Below are 26,260 nucleotides of genomic sequence, written 5' to 3'. Positions count from 1 at the left end.
TTCATTCAGGTAACTAGGATGGCACGTCAGGCCGCGCCCGCCAATCGCGCGGCTTCTTCCAGGTCCACGCTGACCAGGCGGCTGACGCCCGGTTCGCGCATGGTCACGCCCGAGAGCTGGTGCGCGGCCTCCATCGTCGCCTTGTTGTGGCTGACGAACAGGAACTGCACCTTCTCGCTCATTTCCTTGACCATGTTGGCCAACCGGCCGACGTTGGCTTCGTCCAGCGGCGCGTCCACCTCGTCCAGCAGGCAGAACGGCGCGGGGTTCAGCTGGAAGATGGCGAACACCAGCGCCACTGCCGTCATCGCCTTCTCGCCGCCGGACAGCAGCGAGATGCTGGACACGCGCTTGCCCGGCGGGCGCGCCATGATGGTCACACCGGTGTCGAGCAGGTCTTCACCGGTCAGCTCCAGGTAGGCGTGGCCGCCACCGAACAGGCGCGGGTACAGCGCCTGCACGCCAGCATTGACGCGGTCGAAGGTGTCCTTGAAACGGCCGCGGGTCTCGCGGTCGATCTTGCGGATGGCATCCTCGAGGGTTTCCAGCGCCGTAGTCAGGTCGGTGTGCTGCGAATCCAGGTAATCCGAGCGCTGCGAAGCCTCGCCGTACTCGTGGATGGCGGCCAGGTTGACCGGCTCCAGCCGGCGCATGCGTGCGTCGATCTGATGCACGGCCTGCTCCCAGTCGCCCAGGCGCGCATCCTCGGGCAGTGCGTTGAGCACGTCCTGCAGCACGAAGCCGGCCTTCTCCACCGCGCCCTGCAGGGTGTCCGCGCTCAGCACCAGCGCCTGCTGGTCCAGCTTGCGCTGCGAAATACGCTCGCGCTGGGCCAGCGCCTGTTCGTCGCGCTGGTGGCGGGTCTGCTCGTAGTTGCGCAGCTCGGCGTCGATGCCGTCCAGCAGCGTCCGCGCCTCGGTCAGCACGCGATCGGCGCGCACGCGCTCTTCCAGCGCGTTCTGGTGTTCGGCCTGCAGCGCTTCGACCGGCGAATCACCTTCGTCCAGCTGTGAATGCAGCTCGCCCAGCCGCGAATCCAGCTGCCCGCGCTGGGTGCCCATGCGCTCCAGCGCCTGGCTCAACGAGGCCAGCTGCGCACGCTGCGATTCCAGGGTCAGGGCCAGCGAATGCGAGCGCTCGCGCACTGCACGGGCAGCATCGCGGGCCAGGTCGCGCGCCTCGGTCAGCTGGCGGCGCTCGCCCTCCAGCCGCTGCCGGGTCGACTCCAGGTCACCCATGCTGCTGACCGCGTTCTCCAACCGCGAGCGCGCTTCGCGCGCCTGCGCGTTGTTGGCTTCAATCGTTTCCTGCAGTTGCTTCAGCTCGCCTTCGATGCGGTCGATGCGCGTGCGTGCAGCCTCTACCTTGCCCTGCTGGCCCTGCAGCTGGCCAGCCAGCTCGGACACCGCGCGATGGGCCTGGTACAGCGCACGCTGCGCGTCTTCGCGCTGCTGTTCAGCCGCCTGCAGCTGCTCGCGGAAACCGGCCAGCTGTTCTTCCAGCTCGGCCTCGCGGTCCTGCAGCTGCTCGATCTGCTCGCGCAGCTCGTTGATCTCGCGTTCGCGCAGCAGAGCGCCCTGCTGGGCTGCACCGGAGCGCGACACGCGCAGCCAGCCCTGGCCCAGGCGCTCGCCGCTCTGGGTGATGATCGAATCGCCTTCCGGAAGGCTGGCCTGCAGGGCCTTCGCCTCGGACAGGTCCTTGGCACCATGCAGGTGCGCCAGCAGGCGACGGATCGCCGCCGGGCCACGCACGCGTGCGGCCAGCGACGTCGGTGCAGCCTTGACCTCGGCATCCGCGCTGGCGACCAGCGCAATGTGGCCGTCGCCGAGTTCGCCGAGGGCGTTGACCAGGCTGCCCGGGTCATCGACCAGCACGCCTTCGATCAGCTGGCCGAGCGCACTTTCCACCGCGTTTTCCCAACCGGCATCGACGTCCAGGCGTTCGCCGACACGTGCCGCCGAATCCAGCCCGCGCGCCTTCAGCCACGCGACGGCCGCGCCCTGCTCCTGGCCCAGCGCGGCCTGCTGCAGGGTTTCCAGCGAGGCCAGGCGACCGCGCAGGCCGTTGGCCTGCTTGCGCAGTTCGGCCAGTTCGTTCTGGCCATTGCGCTGCTGTTCCTGCACGGCCGCCACGCCCTGCTTGCGCAGCTCGACGTCTTCGCTCAGTTCATCCAGCGCGGCCTTCTGCGTGTCGTGCTGCAGGTGCAGCTGCTCGAAGGCTTCTTCCAGCGCATCCACGTCCAGCCCGGCGCGCTCGGCGGCCAGGGCCTCGCGACGCCGGTCGGCGTCGAGGATCTGCTTGTCCAGGTAGTCCACGCGCGTGCGCTCGACATCACCGGCGCGCGACGCCTCCGAACTCTGCGAGGTGTGCTGCTCCCAGCGCTGCTGCCAACTGGCCAGCCGGTCTTCGGCCTCGCGCAGGCTTTCCTGCTTGATCTCGTTCTCTTCCTGCAGCGCTTCCAGCTGCGGGGTGGCGGCCTCCACTGCCTCGCGCAGCACCCTCAGTTTGGCCTCGTCGCCGCTGATGTGCTGGCCCAGTTCGGCCAGGGCCTGCTGGGTTTCATCGCGCGCCTTGTGCAGGCGCTGCGACAGCTCGCGCTGGTGCTGGATCTGCTGTTCCAGGCGCGCCAGCGTGCTTCCGACCTGGTAGACCGCGGCCTGCGCGGTGTTGAGCGCGTCGGCGGCCTCTTCGCGCCGCGCGCGCGAGGTCTCGATGCGGGCCTCGGCATCACGCTGGTCGGCGATCAGCTGCTGCAGCTTGGTCTCTTCCTGCGACAGGCCTTCGCGCAGCTTCGACAGGCGACCGTCGAGACCACGGAATTCCAGCGCCTTCCACTCGGCATCCTTGACCCGGCGCTCTTCCTGCAGGGCCTGGTACTGCTCGGCCTGCCTGGCCTGGCGCTTGAGGTGTTCGAGCTGCTTGCTGATCTCGTCGCGCAGGTCGCCCAGCCGGTCCAGGTTCTCGCGGGTGTGGCGGATGCGGGTCTCGGTCTCCTTGCGGCGCTCCTTGTACTTGGAGATGCCGGCTGCCTCTTCCAGGTACACGCGCAGGTCTTCCGGGCGCGCTTCGATGATCTGGCTGATCATGCCCTGCTCGATGATCGAGTAGCTGCGCGGGCCCAGGCCGGTGCCGAGGAACAGGTCGGTGATGTCGCGGCGGCGGCACTTGGTGCCGTTGAGGTAATAGTTGCTGGTGCCGTCGCGGCTGACCGTGCGCTTGACCGAGATTTCGTTGAACGAGGCGTATTCGCCGGAGATCGTGTGGTCGGAGTTGTCGAAGATCAGCTCGACGGTAGCCTGCGAGACCGGCTTGCGGGCATTGGACCCGGAGAAGATCACGTCGGTCAGCGAGTCGCCACGCAGGCGGCTGGCCGAACTCTCGCCCATGACCCAGCGCACGGCATCGATGATGTTCGACTTGCCGCAGCCATTGGGGCCCACCACGCCGGTCATGTTGGTCGGCAGGTGCAGGGTGGTCGGATCGACGAACGACTTGAAGCCGGACAGCTTGATCGTGGAAAGACGCATAGGGGTTCCGGACTGGGGCCGGCAAGCGGCCTGCGTTTACCCTCCAAGTCATTGATCCTGCTGGGATCGATGCCCGTGGAACGGGTGTGACGCCCTGAGTATACCGATGTGGCCGTGTTCTACGAATGGGCGTGGAACATTGTCCAGCCCCACCCCGTCGGCCGGACGTGGCCGCACGCCACGAAACGGAGCCATAAAACAAAACGGGCACCCTTGCGGGCGCCCGTTCTGCGGTGATGCCAGGCCTTGCGGCGTGGGATCAGGCTTCGGCGACGACGACGACCTTGACGGTGGTCTCGACGTCGGCGTGCAGGTGGATCAGCACGTCGTACTCGCCGATGTTGCGGAAGGCGCCTTCGCCCAGGATGACTTCGCTCTTGCTGACCGGCAGGCCGGCAGCGGTGAAGGCATCGGCGATTTCGCGGGCGCCGACCGAGCCGTACAGCTTGCCTTCGGTCGAAGCGTTGGCCGGGATGGTCACGCTCGCGCCGTCCAGCTTGGCCTTGCGGGCGTCAGCGTCGGCGTGGATGGCCTGGGCCTTGGCTTCGTATTCGGCGCGCTTGGCTTCGAACTCGGCCTTGTTGCTCTCGGTGGCCGGAACGGCCTTGCCCTGCGGCACGAGGAAGTTACGGCCGTAGCCCGGCTTCACGTCGACCAGGTCGCCCAGGTTGCCGAGGTTGGTGACTTTCTGCAGGAGGATCAGCTGCATGGTATTGCTCCAGATGAGTTATTCGTTAGCGAGGCGATGCCCCGCAACAAAGGCTGTCCGAATAGCTGGCACAGCGGCGGCGGCACCGGGCCGCCCCGCCGGGCATCAGACGTCGTGGTTGTCGGTGTACGGGATCAGGGCCAGGAAGCGAGCGCGCTTGACGGCGGTCGCCAGCTGGCGCTGGTACTTCGACTTGGTACCGGTGACGCGGCTCGGCACGATCTTGCCGTTCTCGGTCAGGTACTGGCGCAGGGTGTTGAGATCCTTGTAGTCGATCTCCTTCACACCTTCAGCCGTGAACTTGCAGAACTTGCGGCGACGGAAGAACTTGGACATGGGAAGGCTCCTTAGGCGGCGGAAGCGGCGTCGTCGCCGGCTTCGTTGTCAGCGGTGGTGGTGGACTCGCCTTCTTCGTCGTCACGACGACGGCGCTCACCGCGCTCCGGCTTGTCACCCTTCTCGTCCTTGCTCTTCATGATCAGCGACTGCTCGGTGTCAGCCTCGTCACGCTTGATGACCAGGTTGCGCAGCACGGCGTCGTTGAAGCGGAAGCTTTCGGTCAGTTCGTTCAGAACGGCCTGGTCGGCTTCGATGTTCATCAGCACGTAGTGGGCCTTCACCAGGTTCTGGATCGGGTACGCCAGCTGGCGGCGGCCCCAGTCTTCCAGACGGTGGATGGTGCCGTTGCCGTTCTCGACCAGCGACTTGTAGCGCTCGATCATGGCCGGGACCTGCTCGCTCTGGTCCGGGTGGACCATGAACACGATTTCGTAATGACGACTCATGTTTTTTTCTACCTTTCGGATGTGGCCTTGCGGCCGGACAGCCCCCCGCCGTTGAGACCGCGGTGGGGCAAGGATTCCCGCCGGGGAGGCAGGAAGCCGCGCATTATGCGGCAAGCGGCGCCACCGGGCAACCGGGCGCAGACCGGGCAACCTGAACGGGAGCGCCGGCCCATGTCCGGCACGTGCTCATTCCAGATCGACGTGAAGACGATGCTGGCCGCATTCCAGGCATTGGAACAGGCAGCCGACCATCATCCCGTCCCGGCTCAGATGCTCCAGCACCCAGTCGGCGTCGCGCGGATTGACCGCCGCCACGTCCGGCCGGACCTGGTCGAGGATCGGCAGCAGATCGTCGCTGCCGGCGTAGCCGAGGAAGGCGCAGGGCCGTTCGCAATGGCTCAACCAGACCGATTGCTGCCAGGAGGAGTAGCCCGGGGTGCGCTCGCAGACCTCCAGCAGCAGCTCACGGGCGATGGTCGGCGGCGGATCAGCCGGATCCGGGGATACCCCCTCGATATCGCTCCAGCCGGTGAACTCCCCCTCGTAACTGGCCGCAGCCCTGCCATCGGCGATACACCAGGGGCACAGGTAATCCGGGCGCAGGCGGGTGTAGAACGGTCCGCGATAGCGCAGTGCGCGCGCCTGGCCGCAGCAGTCGCAGATCCCCTCGACCTCTTCGAAGGAGAGCTCGTAGGCGTTGGGGTGATAGGTGAAAAGCGGTCGTTCCATCCGTGGGATCCCTGCCGAGCCCAGCGTGCCGACCAAGGTCGGCGCCCACCAGAGCGCGCCTGGTCAGCGCCGGGCCATGCCCGGTGGCGGGCCCTCAGGCCTTGTCGGCGTCGGTGGTGAAGCTCTCGCCGCAGCCACACTCGGCGGTGGCGTTCGGGTTGCTGAACGTGAAGGTCTCGCTCAGGCCGTGCTTGCCGAAGTCGATCACGGTGCCGTCCACCAGGGCCAGGCTCTTGGCGTCGACGTAGATCTTCACGCCCTCCTGCTCGAACACCGTGTCGCCCTCGCGCTCTTCGCGGGCCAGGTCGGTCACGTGGCCCCAGCCTGAGCAGCCGGTCTTGGTCACGCCGAAACGCAGGCCCAGCGCGCCGGGGGTCTGGGCGACGAAGCGCTGCACGCGCTCGAAGGCAATGGGGGTCAGGCTGACGGCCATGGGGCTACTCCAGAGGTACGGGGACATTATAAGGAGCCGTTGCCACGAAAAATGCCTCGCAAGCAGAACGCTGCAACCGGTAAACTCCCGTGTTCACAGATCGAGTCGATCAGCAGAGGATTCAAGTCATGACGGTGGTCAGCGTTGAACATGCGCTTGCCGGGAAGATCCCGGAAGGCGGCGAAGTCACGGTACGCGGATGGGTGCGCACGGTGCGCGGTTCCGCGAATCTGGCCTTCGTGAATGTGAGCGACGGCTCCTGCTTCGCCCCGATCCAGGTCGTGGCCGGCGACAGCCTGGCCAACTTCGATGAGATCAAGCGCCTGACCAGCGGCTGCTCGGTCATCGCCACCGGCACGCTGGTGAAGTCGCAGGGCAAGGGCCAGTCGTTCGAGATCCAGGCCAGCACGCTGGACGTGGTCGGCTGGGTCGAAGACCCGCTCACCTACCCGATCCAGCCCAAGCCGATGTCGCCGGAGTTCCTGCGCGAAGTGGCGCACCTGCGTCCGCGCACCAACCTGTTCGGCGCGGTCACCCGCATCCGCAACTGCCTGGCCCAGGCCGTGCACCGCTTCTTCCACGAGAACGGCTTCAACTGGATCAGCACCCCGATCATCACCACCTCCGACGCCGAAGGCGCCGGGCAGATGTTCCGTGTGTCCACCCTGGACATGGTGAACCTGCCGCGTGACGAGAAGGGCGCGATCGATTTCAGCCGCGACTTCTTCGGCAAGGAAACCTTCCTGACCGTGTCCGGCCAGCTGAACGTCGAGGCTTACTGCCTGGCGCTGAGCAAGGTCTACACCTTCGGCCCGACCTTCCGCGCCGAGAACAGCCACACCACCCGCCACCTGGCGGAGTTCTGGATGATCGAGCCGGAAATCGCCTTCGCCGACCTGGCCGAAGACGCGCGCCTGGCCGAAGAGTTCCTGAAGTACCTGTTCCGCGCAGTGCTGAACGAACGCAGCGACGACCTGGCCTTCATTGCCGAGCGCGTGGACAAGAACGCGATCACCAAGCTGGAAGACTTCATCAACGCACCGTTCGAGCGCATCGACTACACCGACGCGGTCAGCCTGCTGCAGAAGTCCGGCAGGAAGTTCGACTTCCCGGTCGAATGGGGCCTGGACCTGCAGACCGAGCACGAGCGCTGGCTGACCGAGGAACACGTCGGCCGCCCGGTGGTGGTGACCAACTATCCGGAGCACATCAAGGCCTTCTACATGCGCCTGAACGACGACGGCAAGACCGTTGCCGCGATGGACGTGCTGGCCCCGGGCATCGGCGAGATCATCGGCGGCAGCCAGCGCGAAGAGCGCCTGGACGTGCTGGACGCGCGCATGGCCCAGTTCGGCCTGGATCGCGAGCACTACAGCTGGTACCGCGATTTCCGCCGCTATGGTTCGGTGCCGCACGCCGGCTTCGGCCTGGGCTTCGAACGCCTGGTGGTGTACGTCTGCGGGCTGTCCAACATCCGCGATGCGATCCCGTACCCGCGCGCGCCGGGCAGCGCGGACTTCTAAGCCCCACACGACCACGGAGGTACCGCCCCCATGACCCTGTTCTTCGCCCTCTGTTTCGTCGGCGTTGCAGTGGCCGGGTTCAGTGCCTTCGTGATCTTCTGGCCGCTGACCCTGGTGCACGTGCGCGACCGCCATCCGGCGCTCGCCGCGCGCTTCGGCAGCGGCGCCTTCCTCAAGCCCGATGCCCTGGCCTGGCTGCTGCGACGCGACTATCGGCAGCAACCGGACCGCTCGCTGTCCGGGCTGGCGACACCGGCCTGGGTATCGCTGCTGACCCTGCTGGCCGGACTGGGCATGGCCGCCCTGCTCTGGCTGGCCTCGCTCTGGTAATACGCTCATGAATGACATCACCGCCTCGCGCGACAGCTGGTGGCTGGCCAGCCTCGGCAACACCCTCATCTGGGCGCGCCTGCGCGTTCGCCCGGCCGGCACTGCCGAAGTGCTCGACAGCGATGGCAACACGCTGAGCTACGACAGCGAAGACACCGCCCGTTCGCAGTTGTTCGACGCCGAGTTCGTCGAGTACGACGGCCTGGACGAGGAGGACGCACTGGTGCGCGGCTTCAGCCTGCACGAAGTGCAGCCGCCGCAGGCCGACAGCGACGAGGGCCTGCGTGGCCGCATGATCCAGTCACTCGGCGGGCGCGCCTGACCCCTGCATGTTCACCCCGCGCGCCTTCGCCGAGACCGACCTGCACTGGCTGGACCGCCTGCTGGCGCGCGACCCGTTCGTTACCGTGCTCACCCCCGGCAGCGATGGCCTGCCGGAGCTGACCCGGATGCCGGTGCTGTACCGGCGTGACGGCGACCAGATCGAACTGCGCGGCCACTGGGCCCGCGCCAACCCGCAGTCGCGCCACAGCGGCGCGGCCAAGGTGCTGGTCGATGGACCGCACGGTTACGTCTCCGCCAGCTGGTATCCGGACAAGGAGCCCGCCGCGCGGGTACCCACCTGGAACTACGCTGCTGCCGAGCTGCGTGGCCAGCTGCAGACCTTCGACGATGCCGGTGCGCTGGCGGAGCTGGTCGGCGCGATCAGCGACCGCTTCGAAGCCAGTGTCGGCCAGGCCTGGCAGTTCGATGCCACGCGTGCCGAACATGGCCCGGAGCTGCGCGCCATCATCGGCTTCCGTTTCCAGGTCGAACATGTGCAGATGAAGCTCAAGCTGAGCCAGAACCATCCCGACGCCAACCAGCGTGCGGTGATCGCCGAACTGGAACAGCTGGGCACCCCCTCTTCCACCGAGTTGGCGCAGTGGATGCGCTGGCACCGCGAACAGGCCGCCCGCAGCGACTGAACGCCGCAGATTCCCGCGACGACGCAGCCGGACGGCTGCGGCGCTCCCCCACCCCACGCCAGGGACCCGAACATGAAAGACATCCACAAGCTGCTGCAGAACAACCGCGACTGGGCCGACCGGATCGAGAAGGAAGACCCCGAGTTCTTCCACCAGCTGGCCAAGCAGCAGCACCCGGAATACCTGTGGATCGGCTGCTCCGATTCGCGCGTGCCGGCCAACCAGATCATCGGCATGGCCCCGGGCGAAGTGTTCGTGCACCGCAACGTCGCCAACGTGGTCGCGCACACCGACCTGAACTGCCTGAGCGTGGTGCAGTACGCGGTGGACCAGCTGAAGGTGAAGCACATCCTGATCGTTGGCCACTACGGCTGCGGCGGTGTGCATGCCTGCCTGCACAACACCCGCGTCGGCCTGGCCGACAACTGGCTGCGCCACGTCGGTGACGTGATGCAGAAGCACACTGGCATCCTCGATGCGATCGAGACCGATGAGCTCAAGCACGCGCGCCTGTGCGAACTGAACGTGATCGAGCAGGTGGCCAACCTGTGCCGCTCGACCATCGTGCAGGATGCGTGGGCCCGCGGCCAGAAGCTGATGGTGCATGGCTGGGTCTACAGCCTGAAGGACGGACGCGTGCGCGAGATGGGCATCGACGTCGGTTCGCAGGAAGAGCTGCAGCCTGCATATGAAAAGGCCCTGTCCTACATCCCGCGCAAGGGCAAGCGCGACTGATCCCTTACGGATGACCATCATGCTCGCTTCGCCGATCAACCTGCACGCCTGGATCGAAGAGAACCGCCACCTGCTGAAGCCGCCGGTGGGCAACAAGATGATCGACAACGGCGATTTCATCGTGATGGTGGTCGGCGGGCCGAATTCGCGCACCGACTATCACTACGACGAAGGCCCCGAGTGGTTCTACCAGCTCGAAGGCGAGATGGTGCTGAAGGTGCAGGAAGACGGCGCGGTGCGCGACATCCCGATCCGCGCCGGCGAGATCTTCCTGCTGCCGGCAAAGGTTCCGCACTCGCCGCGGCGCCCGCCCGGTGGCATCGGCCTGGTGGTCGAGCGCAAGCGCCTGCCGCACGAGATGGACGGCGTGATCTGGCACTGCGAGCGCTGCAACCACAAGCTGCACGAAGAGTTCTTCCCGCTGCAGAACATCGAGACCGACCTGCCCAAGGTGTTTGCGCGCTACCACGCCAGCCTGGAGCTGCGTACCTGCAGCCAGTGCGGGCACGTGGATCCGCTGCCGGTGCCGGCGGTGGGCTGAGTCCCGAACGGTAGTCGCCCACCTTGGTGGGCGCTTGCTTGCTCCCGCCCTGGTAGATGCCCACCTTGGTGGGCGCTTTCTTGTACGTGCGCCAACGAAGGTTGGCGACTACCGGATCACACGGCGCTGGTGCCGGGCCGGCTGCTACCGGGCCATGCCCCAGGCGCTACACTGGCGGTCCCGTTGCAGCCTGTTGCCCGACCATGTCCGACCTGCTCAGCCGCACCCACGCCATCGCCCTGGACGCCGCCGATCCGCTGCGCCCGCTGCGCAGTGAATTCCTGATTCCGCGCCATGAGGGCGGCGAGCAGACCTACTTCGTGGGCAACTCGCTGGGCCTGCAGCCGCGCGGCGCGCAGGCAGCGGTGCAGGAAGTGATGAAGCAGTGGGGCGAACTGGCGGTGGAAGGCCACTTCACCGGCCCGACGCAATGGCTGTCCTACCACCGCCTGGTGAGCGCGCAGCTGGCCCGCGTGGTTGGCGCGCTGCCCAGCGAAGTGGTGGCGATGAACACGCTGAGCGTAAACCTGCACCTGATGATGGTCAGCTTCTACCGGCCGACCACGCAGCGCCCGGTGATCCTGATGGAAGCCGGCGCGTTCCCGACCGATCGCCACGCGGTGGAAGCCCAGATCCGCTTCCATGGCTTCGACCCGGCCGAGTGCCTGGTGGAAGTGCAGCCGGACGAAGCCAACGGCACGATTTCACTGAACGCCATCGAGCGCGCCATGACCGAACACGGCCCGCGCCTGGCGCTGGTGCTGTGGCCTGGCGTGCAGTACCGCACCGGCCAGGCCTTCGACCTCGATGCGATCACCCGCGCCGCCCGCCTGCAGGGCGCACGCATCGGCTTCGACCTGGCGCACTCGGTCGGCAACCTGCCGCTGCGCCTGCATGACGTGGCCCCCGATTTCGCCGTGTGGTGCCATTACAAGTACCTCAACAGCGGCCCGGGCGCAGTGGCTGGCGCCTTCGTGCACGAGCGCCACCACCGCGATACCACCCTGCCGCGCTTTGCTGGCTGGTGGGGCCATGAGGAAGCCACCCGTTTCCAGATGGCGCCGCAGTTCACCCCGGCCATCGGCGCCGAGGGTTGGCAGCTGAGCAATCCACCGATCCTCGGCCTGGCACCGCTGCGTGCCTCGCTGGACCTGTTCGAGCGCGCCGGCATGGAGGCGCTGCGCAGCAAATCGCTGGCGCTCACCGGCATGCTCGAAGCGCTGGTGCGCGCACGCCTGCCGCAGGTGCTGGACATCATCACCCCGGCCGATCCGCAGCGCCGCGGCTGCCAGTTGTCGCTGCGCGTGATCGGTGGCCGCGAGCGTGGCCGCGCACTGTTCGAGCACCTGCGCGGCATCGGTGTGCTCGGCGACTGGCGCGAACCCGACGTGATCCGCATCTCGCCCACCCCGCTCTACAACCGCTACCTGGACGTGCACCACTTCGTCGAGGAAGTGGAAGCCTGGGCCGGCCTTTGAGCCGGTCCCTCCCCTGCTGCTGGACAGTTCGTTGATCGCACATGCTTCCCGCTCGTTGAGCATTATCGGTGCCGGCCTGGCCGGGTCCCTGCTGGCCATCCTGCTGTCGCGGCAAGGCTGGCGCATCACCCTGTACGAACGCCGCGGTGATCCGCGCGTGGCTGATTACGAGAGTGGCCGCTCGATCAACCTGGCATTGGCCGAGCGTGGGCGCAATGCGCTGCGCCAGGCGGGTGTGGAGGACGAAGTGATGGCACGCGCGGTGATGATGCGCGGCCGCATGGTGCACCCCCGCGACGGCGAACCGCAGCTGCAGCGCTATGGCCGTGATGACAGCGAAGTGATCTGGTCGATCCACCGCAGCGATCTGAACACCACGTTGCTGGAACTGGCCGAGCAGGCCGGCGCCACCGTGCACTTCCATCGGCGCCTGCACACCGTTGATTTCGACGCCGGTTACGCGCGTTTCATCGATGACCGCGACGACAGCCCGCACGACATCCGCTTCGACACCCTGATCGGTGCCGACGGCGCCGGTTCGGCCCTGCGCGCAGCGATGAACCGCCGTGCCCCGCTGGGCGAGGACATCGCCTTCCTCGACCACTCCTACAAGGAGCTGGAGATCCCTCCGGCCGCCGACGGCAGCTTCCGCATCGAGCGCAATGCGCTGCACATCTGGCCACGCGGCCATTACATGTGCATCGCCCTGCCCAACCACGAAGGCACCTTCACCGTCACCCTGTTCCTGCCCAACCAGGGCGATCCCAGCTTCGCCACGGTCAACACCGGCGCGCAGGCCGAGGCGCTGTTCGCACGGGAGTTCGCCGACACCCTGCCGCTGATCCCGAACCTGCGCGCGGACTGGGAACAGCACCCGCCGGGGCTGCTCGGCACGCTCACCCTGGAGCGCTGGCACCAGCACGGTCGCGCCGTACTGATCGGCGATGCCGCGCATGCGATGGTGCCGTTCCACGGCCAAGGCATGAACTGCGCGTTCGAGGACTGCGTTGCGCTGGCCCGCCACCTGATGGAAGCGGATGACCTGGAAGGCGCGTTCGCCGCGTTCGAAGCCGAGCGCAAGCCGAATGCACGTGCCATCCAGCAGATGGCGCTGGAGAACTACCTGGAGATGCGCGACCGTGTCGCCGATCCTGCGTTCCTGCTGCAGCGCGAACTGGAGCAGGAACTGCAGCGGCGCTGGCCGACCCGCTTCGTGCCGCACTACACGATGGTCACCTTCCTGCACACACCTTACGCCGAGGCGCTGCGCCGCACCGAACTGCAACGCGACATGCTGGTGGCCGCCACCACCGGTCACGATTCACTGGACAACATCGACTGGGCCGCGCTGGAAGCGCAGATCCACGCGCAGCTGCCGGTCCTGGAGGGCGCGCACTGATGGCCGACAGCTTCCTGTTCTACGACCTGGAAACCTTCGGCCAGGACCCGCGGCGCACGCGCATCTCGCAGTACGCCGCGATCCGTACCGATGCCGACCTCAACGAGATCGATACGCCGGTCAGCTTCTTCGTGCGCCCGGCCGATGACCTGCTGCCCTCACCGATGGCGACCCTGGTTACCGGCATCACCCCGCAGCAGGCCCTGGCCGAGGGGATCAGCGAGGCCGAGGCCTTCGACCGCATCAACGAACAGCTGTCGCGCCCCGGCACCTGCGCGCTGGGCTACAACACGCTGCGCTTCGACGATGAATTCGTCCGCTACGGGCTGTTCCGCAATTTCCACGACCCGTACGAGCGCGAGTGGCGCAACGGCAATTCGCGCTGGGACCTGCTGGACATGCTGCGCCTGATGCGCGCGATGCGCCCGGACGGCATCCAGTGGCCGCTGCGCGAGGACGGCGCCACCTCGTTCAAGCTCGAGCACCTGGCCGAGGCCAACAACGTGCGCGAGGGCGATGCGCACGAAGCGCTGTCCGACGTACGTGCCACCATCGGCATGGCACGCCTGTTCAAGCAGTCGCAGCCGCGCCTGTGGGAGTACGCGCTGAAGCTGCGTGACAAGCGCTTCGTCGGCGGCCTGCTGGACGTGGCCGCGATGAAGCCGGTACTGCACATTTCCATGCGCTACCCGGCCAGTCGCCTGTGCGCGGCGCCAGTACTCCCGCTGGCCGTGCACCCCACCATCAACAACCGGGTGATCGTGTTCGACCTGGAAGGCGAGATCGACGACCTGCTGAAACTGCCGGCCGAGGTGATCGCACAGCGCCTTTACCTGCGCGCCAGCGAGCTGCCCGAAGGCGTGGCGCGGGTGCCGCTGAAGGAAGTGCATCTGAACAAGGTGCCAGCGCTGATCGCCTGGAACCACCTGCGCGCCGATGACCACGCGCGCCTCGGCCTGGACGTGGCCGCGATCGAGGCCAAGGTGGAACGGCTGCGCGCGTTCGCCCCGCAGCTGGCCGAGAAGGCGCGCCAGGTCTACAACCAGCCCCGCGTCGCCACCGTGGCCGACGTCGATGCCTCGCTGTACGACGGTTTCCTCGGCAACGGCGACAAACCGCTGCTTGCGCTGGCACGCACCACCGCGCCCGAGCAGCTGGCCGCGCTGGAAGGCCGTTTCCGCGACCCGCGCCTGCCGGAGCTGCTGTTCCGCTACCGCGCGCGCAACCACCCCGACAGCCTCGCGCCGGCGGAACGCCAGCGCTGGCAGGATTACCGCCGCCAGCGCCTGCTCGGCGACGGCGGGCTGGGCGAACTCAACCTGCCCCAGTACCGGCAGCAGCTCGATGCACTGGCCGCCGAAGCGCCCGACGATGCGCGGCGCCAGGCCCTGCTGCAATCGCTGCGCGACTGGGGCCAGCACCTGCAGGAGACACTGTGAGCACCTACTTCTCGGACGCCAGTTTCAGGTTCCTGCGCAGCCTGGCGCGGCACAACGACAAGGCCTGGTTCAACGACCACCGCCAGCAGTATGAAGACCACGTACGGCAGCCGTTCCTGCGCCTGCTGGGCGACCTGCAACCGGCCCTGGCCGAGGTCAGCGAACACTTCCGTGCCGATACGCGCGGCGTCGGCGGCTCGCTGTTCCGCATCCACCGCGACGCGCGCTTCTCCAACGACAAGTCACCGTACAAGACCTGGCAGGGCGCACGCCTGTTCCATGAGCGCCGCCGTGAAGTAGCCGCGCCTTCGTTCTACGTGCACCTGCAGCCGGGCGAGAGCTTCGTCGGTGCCGGCCTGTGGCATCCGGAACCGGAAACCCAGCGCCGCGTGCGCCACTTCATCCTCGACAACCCGGGCAGCTGGAAGGCCGCCGCGCACGCACCGGGCCTGCGCAAGCGCTTCGATTTCGAGGAGAGCGAAAAGCTGGTGCGTCCGCCGCGTGGCTTCCCCGCCGACTTCGAGTTCATCGACGACCTCAAGCACCGCAACTGGGTGATGTGGCGCTCGCTGGACGACGCCACCATGACCGGTCCGCGCCTGCTGTCCACGCTGGGCAAGGATCTGGCCGCGCTCGGCCCGTTCGTCGACTACCTGTGCGCGGCGCTGGACCTGGAATTCTGATGCCATTGGCACAGCAACGCCGCACGCTGGGCCGCACCGGCCTGGCGGTTTCGCCGGTGGGCCTGGGCTGTTCCGGCTTCTGGGGGCATCGCCGATTCCCGGAACAATCGGCCGCGAACGTGGTCGAGCATGCACTGGCACAGGGCGTGAACCTGTTGGACACCGGCCACAACTACTCCGGTTTCCACGCCGAGCCGCGGCTGGGCCGCATCCTGCGCCCGTTGCTGAAACAATACCCGCGCGACGCGCTGGTGATTTCCAGCAAAGGCGGCACGCTGACCGGCCAGGCCGGCGTCAGCGGCGCCGAGCAACGCAATTTCTCCCCGGCAGCCATCATCGCCAGCTGCGAGGCTTCGCTGCGCAATCTCGGCCTGGATCACCTGGACATCTACCAGTTGCATGGCGCCAGCGAGCACGACATCAACGACGACCTGCTGGCCGCGCTGCAGCGCCTGCGCGAACGCGGGTTGATCCGGCACACCGGCATCAACACCCACTCGGCCTCGACCCTGCGCTGGATGATCGCCCATCCCGACGCCTTCGATGTGGTGCTGCTGGACTACAACGCCCTGCAGCAGGACCGCGAACCGCTGATCGACCAGTTGCAGGCGGTGGGCATCGGCGTGCTGGCCGGGACCGTGCTGGCGCAGGGCCACCTGCTGCCCGCGCGCCCGCGCCTGCCACGGCTGGCCGATGGCTGGTACCTGGCGCGCGCCTGGCTGAAGCCCAGCAGCCGGCAGCTGATGCGCAGTGCCCGCCAGATGCGCCGGGCAGTGGCCGCGATCCGCAGCCAACGCCCGGCCCAGACCGCCTTCGCCTATGCGCTGGGCCATCCCGGCGTGGCCAGCGGCATCCTTGGCACCACCCGTACCCGCAGCCTCGACGAGGTGCTGGCGACGCGGCTGGAAGCGCTGACCCCGGCCGAACGGCAACAGCTGGTCGATGCCTTCGGTGACGGCCGTGGCTCGCCCAGTCATTGAGTCTTCACCCGGCACTGCCGCCATTGCGGCAGTCTGGTCGGCATGAAGAAACTCACCGCACTCATTGTGCTGCTGGTCCTGGCCGTCGCGGCCTGGTGGTTCGGCGGCCCCTACATGACCGTCAATGGCCTGTCCAGGGCCATCGAGCAGCGCGACACCGCCCGCCTGGAGCGTTACGTCGACTTCCCCCGCGTGCGCAGCAGCCTGCGTGCGCAGCTCAACGACTACCTGGTGCGCCAGGCCGGCCCCGACGTGGCATCCAGCCCGTTCGGCGCCCTGCTCTATGGGCTGGGCGACCAGCTTGGCGGTGCCGCAGTGGAGACCATGGTGACCCCGACCGGGATCGGCGCGATGCTGCAGGGCCACGTGCTGTGGAAGCGTGGCCGCAATGAACTGCAGGGCGGCGATGCCTTCGGTGCGACCGAACCGGCGCGGCCGCTGAAGCATGCCGAGCATCATTTCGAGGCACTGGACCGATTCGTGATCGACGTCGATCGCGGCCCCGGCCAGCCACCGTTGAAGGTGGTGCTGGAGCCGCAGGGCCTGCGCTGGAAGGTGGTGGACCTGCAGCTGGGAATGTCGGGCAGCCCTTGATCGGACCCGTGGCCTGACGGCAGCGCCAACCAAGGTTGGCAACTACCGGGGCATGTGGCTCTGGTAGATGCCCACCTTGGTGGGCATGTGGCTCTGGTAGATGCCCACCTTGGTGGGCATGTGGCTCTGGTAGATGCCCACCTTGGTGGGCATGGGTCCTAGGCAGTGCCAACCAACGGTTGGCACCTACCGGTCGAGTCCGCCCTACCCCTCGTTGGCGACGCCGTGCGGCACGTGGCCGGCGGCCACATGCTCGCGGGCGCTGTCGATGTTGTGCTGCGAATCGTCGAAGAAGATGTCGGCACCGAAGGCCTGCAGGAACGGGCCCTTGTGACGGCCGCCCAGGAACAGTGCCTCGTCCAGGCGCACGCCCCACTCGCGCAGGGTGCGGATCACCCGCTCATGCGCCGGTGCCGAACGCGCGGTGACGAGCGCGGTACGGATCGGCGCGCTCTCGCCGGCCGGGAACACTTCCTGCAGCGTATGCAGGGCCGACAGGAAGCCACGGAAGGGACCGCCGCTGAGCGGCTCGCGGGCGCGCTCGCGCTCGTGGCGGCCAAACGCTTCCACGCCCTGCTCGCGCGAGATGCGCTCGCTCTCGTCACCGAAGATCACCGCGTCACCATCGAAGGCGATGCGCAGCTGGCCGGCCGGGCGACCAGTATCGATCTGGTCGGCGGCTGCCGCAGCGGTCTCGCCCGGCGGCTTGGGCAGGATGGTTGCCGCCGCGATGCCATGACGCAGCGCGCTGCGCACCGATTCGGGGTTGGCCGACAGGAACAGGTCGGTACCGAACGGCTTCACGTACGGCCAGGTCGGCTCGCCGGCGGTGAAGGTCGCGCGGATGATGCCCAGCCCATAGTGCTGGATCGAATTGAAGATGCGCAGGCCGGTATCGGCCGAGTTGCGCGACAGCAGGATCACCTCGACCCGCGGGTTCTCCGGGCTGGCGCCCTGGTTCAGCGCCAGCAGCTTGCGCACCACCGGGAAGGCCACGCCGGGGCCGAGGATATCGTCCTCGTGCTGGCGCTGGAATTCGGCGTAGGCCGCCACGCCATCACTTTCGAACAGCGCATGGCTTTCCTCGAGGTCGAACAGCGCGCGCGAGGTCACCGCGACGGTCAGCAAGCGGGGGGAGTTGTCGCCCATCGGTGGGGGTCCTTCAAGCGGTCGGCGGGGCCGGCCGCCCATTGTCCTCAAAAAACGAACTGTTCGCTCAGGATCCTGTCTTCCAGGTTGTGCTCCGGGTCGAACAGCAGGGTCACGCGGCGGTCCTTCGACTCGCGGATGGTCACCTCGACCACGTCGCGGGTCTCGTGCGAATCCGCCGTGACGCTGACCGGGCGCTTGTACGGATCGAGCACGCGGAAGCGCACCTCGGTATCGGCCTTGAGGATCGCCCCGCGCCAGCGACGCGGCCGGTACGGGGCCAACGGCGTCAGCGCGATGGTGTGCGAGCCCAGCGGCAATACCGGGCCATGCGCGGAATAGTTGTAGGCGGTGCTGCCCGCCGGGGTGGCCACCAGCACGCCGTCACCGATCAGCTCGGCCACGCGTTCCTGGCCGTTGAGGTCGATGCCGATATGCGCGGCCTGCCGGGTCTGGCGCAGCAGCGAGACATCGTTGTAGGCCAGCGAACCGGTACTGGTGCCCGACTCGGTCAGCGCCACCATTTCCAGCGGGCGCAGGTTGGCCGGTTCGGCACGCGCAATGCGGGCCTGCACGTCGTCGTCGCCGCGGTACTGGTTCATCAGGAAGCCGACGGTGCCCAGCTTCATGCCGAACACCGGCTTGCCCAGGTGCCCATGCCGATGCAGGGTCTGCAGCATGAAGCCGTCGCCCCCCAGCGGACACAGCACGTCGGCCTGCTCCGGCGCGTGATCGCCATAACGCGAGACCATCGCGGCGCGGGCCATCTGTGCAGGTTCGGTGGCGCTGGCCAGGAAAGCGATGCGGGGGGTGTCGCTCATCGGTGGATCCGGGTGGGTGTGCCAGCAAGAGCATACCCGGTAGTGCCGGCCGCTGGCCGGCAGCTGCACCCGATTGTGGTCCATGCGGTTGCCGGCCAGCGGCCGGCACTACCCGGCAATGCAGAACGGCCCCGCTTTCGCGGGGCCGTTCCTCCAACTGCTGCAGATCAGGAGCCCCCCTGAGTCAGGGGGGCGCGCCAACGGCGCGGGGGGCTGGGAGCATGGTTGGCATGGGGCCCACGGTTTGCAGGGCAAACCGTGGGGCGTCAGCGCGAATGCGCTTACGCACCATGCGCGGCCAGCTGACCCAGGCGCTGCACCGCGACCGAAACGGTCGGGTAGTCCAGGGTCTTCTGCTCGGCCAGTTCGGCCAGCATCGCCAGGGTGAAGCGCAGGCTGCTGTCGTCGCGACCCATCCAGGCCGCCACCTTTGCTTCGGCACTGCTGCCCTTGGTACCCAGCACCTGGCCCGCCAGATTGCGGTGGTTGGCGGCCAGCTCGTCACGCAGCACGCCACGTGCCACCGCGTGCCAACGGCCATTGACCTCCAGCGCATCGACCTGCTCGAACAGCCACGGCAGCTGCAGGGCATCGCCCAGGCGGAAGTGGACCTTGGACACGTCCACCGGCTTCAGCTTGCGGGTACGGGCCAGTTCGATGATGTCGAACGCCGGCTCCAGGAAGTGCAGTTCGGCCAGCTGCTGCGCCAGCGCGGACGGCAGGCCCTTTTCCTTCCACTCGGCCACCAGGGCTTCGTAGGTCGGACGCTGCGAATCCGGCAGCACACCCGAGGCAACGCGGATGTCGTTGAACGGGCCCTGGTAGCGGTTGACCGCTTCGGTGATGCCGGGCATCGCGCCGGGGCGCGACAGCAGCCAGCGCACGAACGAGCGCTGCAGCTTCCAGATCACTTCCAGGGCGTCGATCTGCACCGACTCCGGCACCTTGCCGTCGAGGGCATCGATCTGTGCCCACAGCGCGCGTGCATCCAGCGTTTCACGGCTGATGGTGTAGGCCTTGGCAACCTCGGCGATGGAACGGCCGGTGTCTTCCTGCATGCGCATCAGGAAGGTGGCGCCCATGCGGTTGATGGTCTGGTTGGTCACGGCCGTGGCGATGATTTCGCGCTTCAGGCGGTGACGCTCCATTGCGTCGGCATACTTCTTCTGCAGCGGGGTCGGGAAGTAGCGCTGCAGTTCCTTGGACAGGTACGGATCTTCCGGGATGTCCGAATCCAGCAGCTGGGCGAATGCCACCAGCTTGGAGTAGGACAGCAGCACCGACAGTTCCGGACGGGTCAGGCCCTGGCCGCGCGCCTTGCGCTGCGACAGCTCGGCATCGGACGGCAGGAACTCGATCTGGCGATCAAGCAGGCCCTGCTGTTCCAGGGTACGGATGAAGTGCTGCTTGGAACCCAGGCGCTTGACCGCCATCCGCTCCATCAGGCTCAGCGCCTGGTTCTGGCGGTAGTTGTCGTTGAGCACCAGCTCGGCGACTTCATCGGTCATCGAGGCCAGCAGCTTGTTGCGCTGCTCGACGGTCAGCTTCTTGGCCCGCACCACATCGTTGAGCAGGATCTTGATGTTGACTTCATGGTCGGAGGTGTCGACACCGGCCGAGTTGTCGATGAAGTCGGTGTTGAGCAGCACGCCGGCCTGCGCGGCTTCGATGCGGCCCAGCTGGGTCATGCCCAGGTTGCCGCCCTCGCCCACCACCTTGCAGCGCAGCTCGCCACCGTTCACGCGCAGCGCGTTGTTGGCACGGTCGCCGACATCGCTGTGCTGCTCGCTGGCGGCCTTGACGTAGGTACCGATGCCGCCGTTCCACAGCAGGTCGACCGGTGCCTTCAGGATCGCGCTCATCAGCTCGTTCGGCGACAGCGCCTTGACGTTCTCGTCCAGGCCCAGCGCTTCACGCACCTGCGGGGTGATCTCGATCGACTTCAGGCTGCGCGGGTACACGCCGCCGCCCTTGCTGATCAGCTTGGCATCGTAGTCCGCCCAGCTCGAACGCGGCACGGTGAACAGGCGCTCACGTTCGACGAACGTGGTGGCCGCGTCCGGGTTCGGGTCCAGGAAGATGTGGCGGTGATCGAACGCAGCCACCAGGCGGATGTGGCGCGACAGCAGCATGCCGTTGCCGAACACGTCGCCGGACATGTCGCCGACGCCGACCGCGGTGAAGTCCTGGCTCTGGCTGTCACGGCCCAGCGCACGGAAGTGGCGCTTGACCGACTCCCACGCACCGCGTGCGGTGATGCCCATGCCCTTGTGGTCGTAACCGACCGAACCACCGGAGGCGAACGCATCGCCCATCCAGAAGCCGTGCGCGATGGCCAGGCCGTTGGCGATGTCGGAGAACGTCGCAGTGCCCTTGTCGGCGGCCACCACCAGGTACGGATCGTCCATGTCGTGGCGCACGACATCCACCGGCGGCACGATCTTGTTGTTGACGATGTTGTCGGTGATGTCCAGCAGGCCCTGGATGAACAGCTTGTAGCAGGCCACGCCGTTGGCGAAGATCGCATCACGGTCGCCGTTCACCGGCGGGGTCTTGGCGAAGAAGCCGCCCTTCGCGCCGACCGGCACGATGACGGTGTTCTTGACCATCTGTGCCTTGACCAGGCCCAGCACTTCGGTACGGAAGTCTTCGCGACGGTCCGACCAGCGCAGGCCACCACGGGCGACCGCGCCGAAGCGCAGGTGGGTACCTTCCACGCGCGGGCCGTAGACGAAGATCTCGCGGTACGGGCGCGGCTTCGGCAGGTCCGGCACCAGCGCCGAATCGAACTTGAAGCTGATGACATGGCCGTGCTGGCCGTTGGCATCGGTCTGGTAGTAGCTGGTACGCAGGGTCGCGTCGATCACGCCCATGAACGAGCGCAGGATGCGGTCCTCGTCCAGGCTGGACACGCGGTCCATCAGCTTCAGCAGCGCATCGCGCGCGGCCTGCATCTGCGCGTCGCGGTCACCCTTGCGGGCGTCGACCACGGTCTTGAGCACCTTCAGGGTGGCATCGTCACCGGCAGCCAGCACGTCGAAGTGGGCCTTCAGCTGGGCCTGGCCGGCGGCGATGTCGTCCTTGCTTTCGTGGCCGGTGGCCGGATCGAAGCGGGCCTCGAACAGCTCGACCAGCAGGCGGGCCAGCAGCGGGTAGCGCGCGAAGGTGCCTTCCACGTAGGCCTGGGAGAACGGCACGCCGGTCTGCAGCAGGTACTTGCAGTAGCCGCGCAGCATGGCGACCTGGCGCCAGTGCAGGCCGGCAGCCAGCACCAAGCGGTTGAAGCCGTCGTTCTCGGCATCGCCGTGCCAGACGCGGGCGAAGGTCTCGCCGAAGGCTTCATCGACACTGGCGGCATCGATCGCGCCGGCGGTCGACTCGACCTCGAAGTCCTGCACGTACACCGGGGCGTTGTCGACCGACAGGCGGTACGGACGCTCGGCGATCACGCGCAGGCCCATGTTTTCCATCATCGGCAGCGCGTCCGACAGCGGAATGTCGTCCAGCTGGCGATACAGCTTCAGGCGCAGGCCATCACCGCTTTCGCGCGGCACGGCCTGCAGGCTCAGGCGCAGGTCGTCCGGGCCGGTCAGGGCGTCGAGCTGGCTGACATCGTTGGCGGCAACCGCGGTGCTGTTGTCTTCGATGTAGCCGGCCGGCAGCGCCTTGCCGATACGAGCGGCGATGCGCAGGCCTTCGGTCTCGCCGTGGCGGGCCACCAGCGCTTCGCGCAGGTCGTCCTGCCAGTTGCGCAGCACCTGGGCCAGCTTCTGCTCCAGTTCGGCGGTATCGACGTCGAGCATCTCACCCGGCTTCGGGCGCACGATCAGGTGCACCTGGGCCAGCGGCGATTCGCCCAGCACCACCGAGCTGTCGACGTACTCGCCGTGCAGCGCGTCCTTCAGCATCGCTTCGATGCGCAGGCGCACGTCGGTGTTGAAGCGCTCACGCGGCAGGTAGACCAGCGCGGAGATGAAACGGCTGTACTTGTCGCGGCGCAGGAACAGGCGGCTGCGCACGCGCTCCTGCAGGCCCAGCACGCCCATCGCGGTGCGGAACAGTTCGTCCTCGCTGGACTGGAACAGTTCTTCGCGCGGCAGGGTTTCCAGGATGTGGCGCAGGGCCTTGCCACTGTGACTGGCCGGGGCCAGGCCCGACTGCTTCATCACGTGCTCGTGGCGCTGGCGCACCAGCGGGATTTCCCACGGGCGGCGGTTGTAGGCGCTGGAGGTGAACAGGCCGAGGAAGCGCTGCTCGCCGATGATCTTGCCCTTGGCGTCGAATTCCAGCACGCCGATGTAATCCATGTAGCCAGCGCGATGCACGCGCGAACGGGCATTGGTCTTGGTCAGGATCAGCGCATCCTTCAGACCGGACGTGGTGTTCAGGCCCTGCGCGGCCAGGGTCTTGACCGGACGGGCGGCGGACTTGTCCTTGCCGCGCATCAGGCCCAGGCCGGTGTCGTTCAGCGGCGCCAGCACCTCTTCCTTGCCCTGCTTCTCGACGCGGTATTCGCGGTAGCCGAAGAAGGTGAAGTGGTTGTCGGCGGCCCAGCGCAGGAACTCCTGTGCTTCCTTGCGCGATGCGTCGTCGACCGGCAGCTGGCGGCTGCCGAGGTCGTCGGCCAGCGCCAGTGCCTTGTCCTTCATCGGCTGCCAGTCGCGCACGATCGCACGCACTTCGTCCAGCGCCTTGTTGATGGCCTGTTCGATGGCAGCCATGGCGTCGGCCGGCTGGCGGTCGATCTCCAGCAGCATCACCGACTCGGCATCGCCCTCGCCGACCTTGACCAGCTTGCCGGCCTTGTCGCGGGTGAAGCGCAGCACCGGGTGGCCCAGCACGTGGACACCCACGCCCTGCTCAGCCAGCGACATGGTGACGGTATCCACCAGGAACGGCATGTCGTCGTTGACGATCTGCAGCACGGTGTGCGGCGATTCCCAACCGTTGGCCTTCGCAGTCGGATTGAACACGCGGACGTTGGCCTTGCCGGCCTTGCGGGCACGGGCGAATTCCAGCGTCTCAGCCGCGAGCGCGGCCCACTCTTCAGCGCTGTGGTGCGGGAACTCGTCCGATTCCATGCGCTTGTAGAAGTCAGTGGCGAAGGCCACCGCTTCGGCCTGTGCGGCCGCGGGGTAGCGCTTGCGCAAGGCCGTGTACACCGGCTCCAGGGAGAAACCAGCGGTCACTGCGACCTCCGACTCTGCTGGTTTCGTCTTGTTTTTCACGGTCTTGGCTGCGGTTTTTTGCGGTTTCATGGCAGAGCGATGCGCTTGCTCAGTTGGGAAAATGAAATTGTAGCCCTACCGCACGAAAAGGCCTTGCTGCAGGACGGAATAAGCAGATTCGGGTTTGCTGCGGTTTAGACGCCTATTCAGTTCGCTCCGGTATGGAGCTGGCGCCTGCTTCAGCACTGCCGACAGGATCGGCAAAGCGTGTTACCGGAAGACACACGCGGCGACGCCGATTCGATTCCACAATCCTGAACTGGACGGTATAGTCCACCGCGTGAACCCGGCCTACCTCCCCGTTGCCCTCGACGCGCGCGATGAGCGCGTGTTCGATGCCGTGCGCAGGCTGCTGGCCGAGCAGGGCATGCAGATGAGCATGGACGCGGTGGCCCAGCATGCCGGCTGCTCCAAGCAGACCCTGTACTCGCGCTACGGCAGCAAGCAGGAACTGCTGCGCCGGGTGATGCAGCGCCACGTCGGCCACGCCACCGGGGCCATGCTGCGTGCACTCCGCGGTGACGACCTGCGTGCCAGCCTTCTCCAGTTCGCCACCGACTTCCTGGAGCATTTCAACCAACCGCACGTAGGACAGGCCTGCCGGCTGATTGCAGCCGAGGCAGCCCAGTTTCCCGAAGAGGCGCGTACGCTGTACCGGCACGGTGCCGGCGCGCTGACGCTTCATCTTGCTGAATGGATTGAAACCGTTTGCATGCAAGGCCAGCTCCGGCATGACGACCCGCACTTCATGGCCGAACTGCTGCTGAGCATGATCGCCGGTCAGGATTTCGACAAACAGCGCTTCCATACCCCCCATCGTGATGACGCGCTCCTGCGTCGGCGCTGGGCAGAGTTCTCCGTCGACAGCTTCCTGCGCGCGTTCGCGCCACAGCCGTCGCCGGCCCCGTCTACAAACCAACCCCGGAGTTCCTCCTGATGACCGCCCCACTCCGCACCCTTGCCTTGACGTGCGCCGTTGCTGTCGCGCTGGCTGCCTGCAAGAAGCCGGAACAGCAGACGCCCCCGCCGCCGGAGGTGGGCGTGATCGACGCCAAGCCGCAGACCCTGCCGCTGCAGCGCGAGCTGGTCGGCCGCCTGTCGCCGTTCCGCAGCGCCGACGTCCGCGCACGCGTACCCGGCGTGCTGCTCAAGCGCGTTTACCAGGAAGGTTCGCAGGTCAAGCAGGGCCAGACCCTGTTCCTGATCGACCCGGCGCCGTTGCGTGCCTCGCTCAACGCCTCCGAGGCCCAGCTGGCTTCGGCCCGCGCCACCTACGCCAATGCCAAGGTCGCCGCCGATCGCGCGCGCTCGCTGGCGCCGCAGCAGTTCGTCTCCAAGTCCGACCTGGACAACGCCGAATCGGCCGAGCGCACCGCCCTGGCCGCCGTCAAGCAGGCCGAAGCGGCAGTGACCTCTTCGCGGATCAACCTGGGCTACGCCGAAGTGACCGCGCCGATCAGTGGCGTGGCCAACAAGCAGCAGGTCACCGAGGGCGCGCTGGTCGGCCAGGGCGATGTGACCCTGCTGACCACCGTTGACCAGCTCGACCCGCTGTATGTGAACTTCTCGCTGAGCGTGGATGAGCTGACCCAGCTTCGCGCGCAGCAGGCCAAGGGCTCGCTGGCGCTGTCCGGCGACGGCAAGGCCACGGTCGACGTCAAGCTGGCCGACGGCAGCACCTATGGTGAGCCGGGCACGCTGGACTTCTCCTCGACCACGGTCGACCCGGCCACCGGTGCGGTGTCGCTGCGTGCGCTGCTGCCGAACCCCCAGCAGATCCTGCTGCCGGGCGCCTTCGTCAGCTTCCAGGCCAACCTGGGCGAGCGCAACAATGCCTACCTGGTGCCGCAGCAGGCGCTGCTGCGTGACACCACCGGCGGCTACGTGATGGTGGTCGGTGCCGACGGCAAGGTGGTGCGCAAGAACGTGAAGACCGATGGCGCGCAGAACGGCAACTGGCTGGTCAGCGACGGTCTGGCCGCCGGTGACAAGGTGATCGTGGCCGGCGTGCAGAAGGTCAAGGAAGGTGCACCGGCGGTGGCCAAGCCGTGGACCCCGGGGCAGGACGCCAACGGCAAGCCTGCCGCAGGCGGCGCCGCTCCGGCGGGCGCAGCACCGGCGGCAGGCAAGGCACCGGCCGACGCGGCCAAGCCGGAACAGGCCGATGCGGCCAAGCCGGCCGCCACCGATTCGAACAAGCAGTAAC

Annotated in this window: 23 protein-coding genes; 14 read left to right on the top strand and 9 right to left on the bottom strand. The window is 67.3% G+C overall.

All coding sequences use genetic code 11. The features are described 5' to 3' along the window. Positions 1 to 26: 26 nt before the first annotated feature. The 6 genes from smc to AC5P56_RS07245 form a co-directional block, all read right to left on the bottom strand. Complete coding sequence (smc, locus tag AC5P56_RS07270; protein WP_142234957.1) at positions 27 to 3,530, bottom strand: chromosome segregation protein SMC; 3,504 nt, start codon at positions 3,528 to 3,530, stop codon at positions 27 to 29. A gap of 259 nt (positions 3,531 to 3,789) precedes the next feature. Next, positions 3,790 to 4,239, bottom strand: a complete 450-nt coding sequence (gene rplI / locus AC5P56_RS07265; RefSeq protein WP_014647660.1) for a 50S ribosomal protein L9 — start codon at positions 4,237 to 4,239, stop codon at positions 3,790 to 3,792. A 105-nt stretch (positions 4,240 to 4,344) separates the two neighbouring features. Continuing rightward, entirely contained in the window at positions 4,345 to 4,575 is a 231-nt protein-coding gene (gene rpsR / locus AC5P56_RS07260; RefSeq protein WP_002804494.1) for a 30S ribosomal protein S18, read from the bottom strand. 11 nt (positions 4,576 to 4,586) lie between these two features. Beyond that, the gene (rpsF, locus tag AC5P56_RS07255) at positions 4,587 to 5,024 is read right to left on the bottom strand and encodes a 30S ribosomal protein S6 (protein ID WP_006452997.1); all 438 of its coding nucleotides are present in this window, start codon (positions 5,022 to 5,024) and stop codon (positions 4,587 to 4,589) included. Positions 5,025 to 5,210: 186 nt separating this feature from the next. Further along, positions 5,211 to 5,753, bottom strand: coding sequence for a CbrC family protein (locus tag AC5P56_RS07250; protein ID WP_046431540.1), 543 nt, complete (start codon positions 5,751 to 5,753; stop codon positions 5,211 to 5,213). Between the two features lie 94 nt (positions 5,754 to 5,847). Next, entirely contained in the window at positions 5,848 to 6,186 is a 339-nt protein-coding gene (locus AC5P56_RS07245; protein WP_046431542.1) for a HesB/IscA family protein, read from the bottom strand. Between the two features lie 128 nt (positions 6,187 to 6,314). Here AC5P56_RS07245 and asnS point away from each other — a divergent pair, with 128 nt between their 5' ends. The 12 genes from asnS to AC5P56_RS07185 all read left to right on the top strand — a co-directional run bounded on the left by asnS (position 6,315) and on the right by AC5P56_RS07185 (position 16,856). Continuing rightward, positions 6,315 to 7,709, top strand: a complete 1,395-nt coding sequence (gene asnS, locus AC5P56_RS07240; protein WP_111207034.1) for an asparagine--tRNA ligase — start codon at positions 6,315 to 6,317, stop codon at positions 7,707 to 7,709. Positions 7,710 to 7,739: 30 nt separating this feature from the next. Beyond that, positions 7,740 to 8,039 (top strand): hypothetical protein, encoded by a 300-nt coding sequence (locus AC5P56_RS07235; RefSeq protein ID WP_005410232.1) that lies wholly within the window; start codon positions 7,740 to 7,742, stop codon positions 8,037 to 8,039. 7 nt (positions 8,040 to 8,046) lie between these two features. Then, complete coding sequence (locus AC5P56_RS07230) at positions 8,047 to 8,361, top strand: hypothetical protein (RefSeq protein ID WP_006453002.1); 315 nt, start codon at positions 8,047 to 8,049, stop codon at positions 8,359 to 8,361. A gap of 7 nt (positions 8,362 to 8,368) precedes the next feature. Then, positions 8,369 to 9,007: an FMN-binding negative transcriptional regulator gene (locus tag AC5P56_RS07225; RefSeq protein ID WP_197606236.1), complete on the top strand. Its 639-nt coding sequence runs from the start codon at positions 8,369 to 8,371 to the stop codon at positions 9,005 to 9,007. A 72-nt stretch (positions 9,008 to 9,079) separates the two neighbouring features. Beyond that, positions 9,080 to 9,742 carry a carbonate dehydratase gene (gene can / locus AC5P56_RS07220; RefSeq protein ID WP_010480460.1) on the top strand — a complete coding sequence of 221 codons (663 nt, stop codon included), beginning with the start codon at positions 9,080 to 9,082 and terminating at the stop codon, positions 9,740 to 9,742. A gap of 19 nt (positions 9,743 to 9,761) precedes the next feature. After that, the gene (locus AC5P56_RS07215; protein WP_041864228.1) at positions 9,762 to 10,283 is read left to right on the top strand and encodes a 3-hydroxyanthranilate 3,4-dioxygenase; all 522 of its coding nucleotides are present in this window, start codon (positions 9,762 to 9,764) and stop codon (positions 10,281 to 10,283) included. Between the two features lie 203 nt (positions 10,284 to 10,486). Beyond that, complete coding sequence (kynU, locus tag AC5P56_RS07210; protein ID WP_014647667.1) at positions 10,487 to 11,761, top strand: kynureninase; 1,275 nt, start codon at positions 10,487 to 10,489, stop codon at positions 11,759 to 11,761. 31 nt (positions 11,762 to 11,792) lie between these two features. Beyond that, the gene (locus tag AC5P56_RS07205; protein WP_014647668.1) at positions 11,793 to 13,160 is read left to right on the top strand and encodes an FAD-dependent oxidoreductase; all 1,368 of its coding nucleotides are present in this window, start codon (positions 11,793 to 11,795) and stop codon (positions 13,158 to 13,160) included. Next, positions 13,160 to 14,599, top strand: coding sequence for an exodeoxyribonuclease I (sbcB, locus tag AC5P56_RS07200; RefSeq protein WP_495227826.1), 1,440 nt, complete (start codon positions 13,160 to 13,162; stop codon positions 14,597 to 14,599). The genes AC5P56_RS07205 and sbcB overlap by 1 nt, the downstream gene beginning before the upstream one ends. Continuing rightward, positions 14,596 to 15,282, top strand: a complete 687-nt coding sequence (locus tag AC5P56_RS07195) for a DUF2461 domain-containing protein (protein WP_032962055.1) — start codon at positions 14,596 to 14,598, stop codon at positions 15,280 to 15,282. Before sbcB ends, AC5P56_RS07195 begins: the two co-directional genes overlap by 4 nt. Next, entirely contained in the window at positions 15,282 to 16,262 is a 981-nt protein-coding gene (locus AC5P56_RS07190; RefSeq protein WP_014647671.1) for an aldo/keto reductase, read from the top strand. Before AC5P56_RS07195 ends, AC5P56_RS07190 begins: the two co-directional genes overlap by 1 nt. A 42-nt stretch (positions 16,263 to 16,304) precedes the next feature. Then, entirely contained in the window at positions 16,305 to 16,856 is a 552-nt protein-coding gene (locus AC5P56_RS07185; RefSeq protein WP_111207031.1) for a DUF2939 domain-containing protein, read from the top strand. Positions 16,857 to 17,060: 204 nt separating this feature from the next. Here AC5P56_RS07185 and AC5P56_RS07180 read toward each other — a convergent pair whose 3' ends face one another. From AC5P56_RS07180 to AC5P56_RS07170, 3 genes are all read right to left on the bottom strand, one after another. After that, the gene (locus tag AC5P56_RS07180) at positions 17,061 to 18,005 is read right to left on the bottom strand and encodes a 5'-nucleotidase (RefSeq protein ID WP_005410242.1); all 945 of its coding nucleotides are present in this window, start codon (positions 18,003 to 18,005) and stop codon (positions 17,061 to 17,063) included. Between the two features lie 47 nt (positions 18,006 to 18,052). Further along, positions 18,053 to 18,826: an NAD kinase gene (locus tag AC5P56_RS07175; RefSeq protein ID WP_032962058.1), complete on the bottom strand. Its 774-nt coding sequence runs from the start codon at positions 18,824 to 18,826 to the stop codon at positions 18,053 to 18,055. A gap of 281 nt (positions 18,827 to 19,107) precedes the next feature. Beyond that, entirely contained in the window at positions 19,108 to 24,084 is a 4,977-nt protein-coding gene (locus AC5P56_RS07170) for an NAD-glutamate dehydrogenase (RefSeq protein ID WP_046431556.1), read from the bottom strand. 250 nt (positions 24,085 to 24,334) lie between these two features. Here AC5P56_RS07170 and AC5P56_RS07165 point away from each other — a divergent pair, with 250 nt between their 5' ends. Further along, a complete protein-coding gene (locus AC5P56_RS07165; protein WP_046431559.1) occupies positions 24,335 to 24,991 on the top strand; it encodes a TetR/AcrR family transcriptional regulator in 657 nt (218 codons plus the stop codon). Next, positions 24,991 to 26,259, top strand: coding sequence for an efflux RND transporter periplasmic adaptor subunit (locus AC5P56_RS07160; protein ID WP_197606701.1), 1,269 nt, complete (start codon positions 24,991 to 24,993; stop codon positions 26,257 to 26,259). The genes AC5P56_RS07165 and AC5P56_RS07160 overlap by 1 nt, the downstream gene beginning before the upstream one ends. The last annotated feature ends 1 nt before the right edge of the window (position 26,260 follow it).

This window comes from Stenotrophomonas sp. YJH_SMC_131, assembly GCF_059367975.1.
Note: the sequence above shows the minus strand (reverse complement) of the source record. Positions and strands in the feature narration are given on the sequence as shown.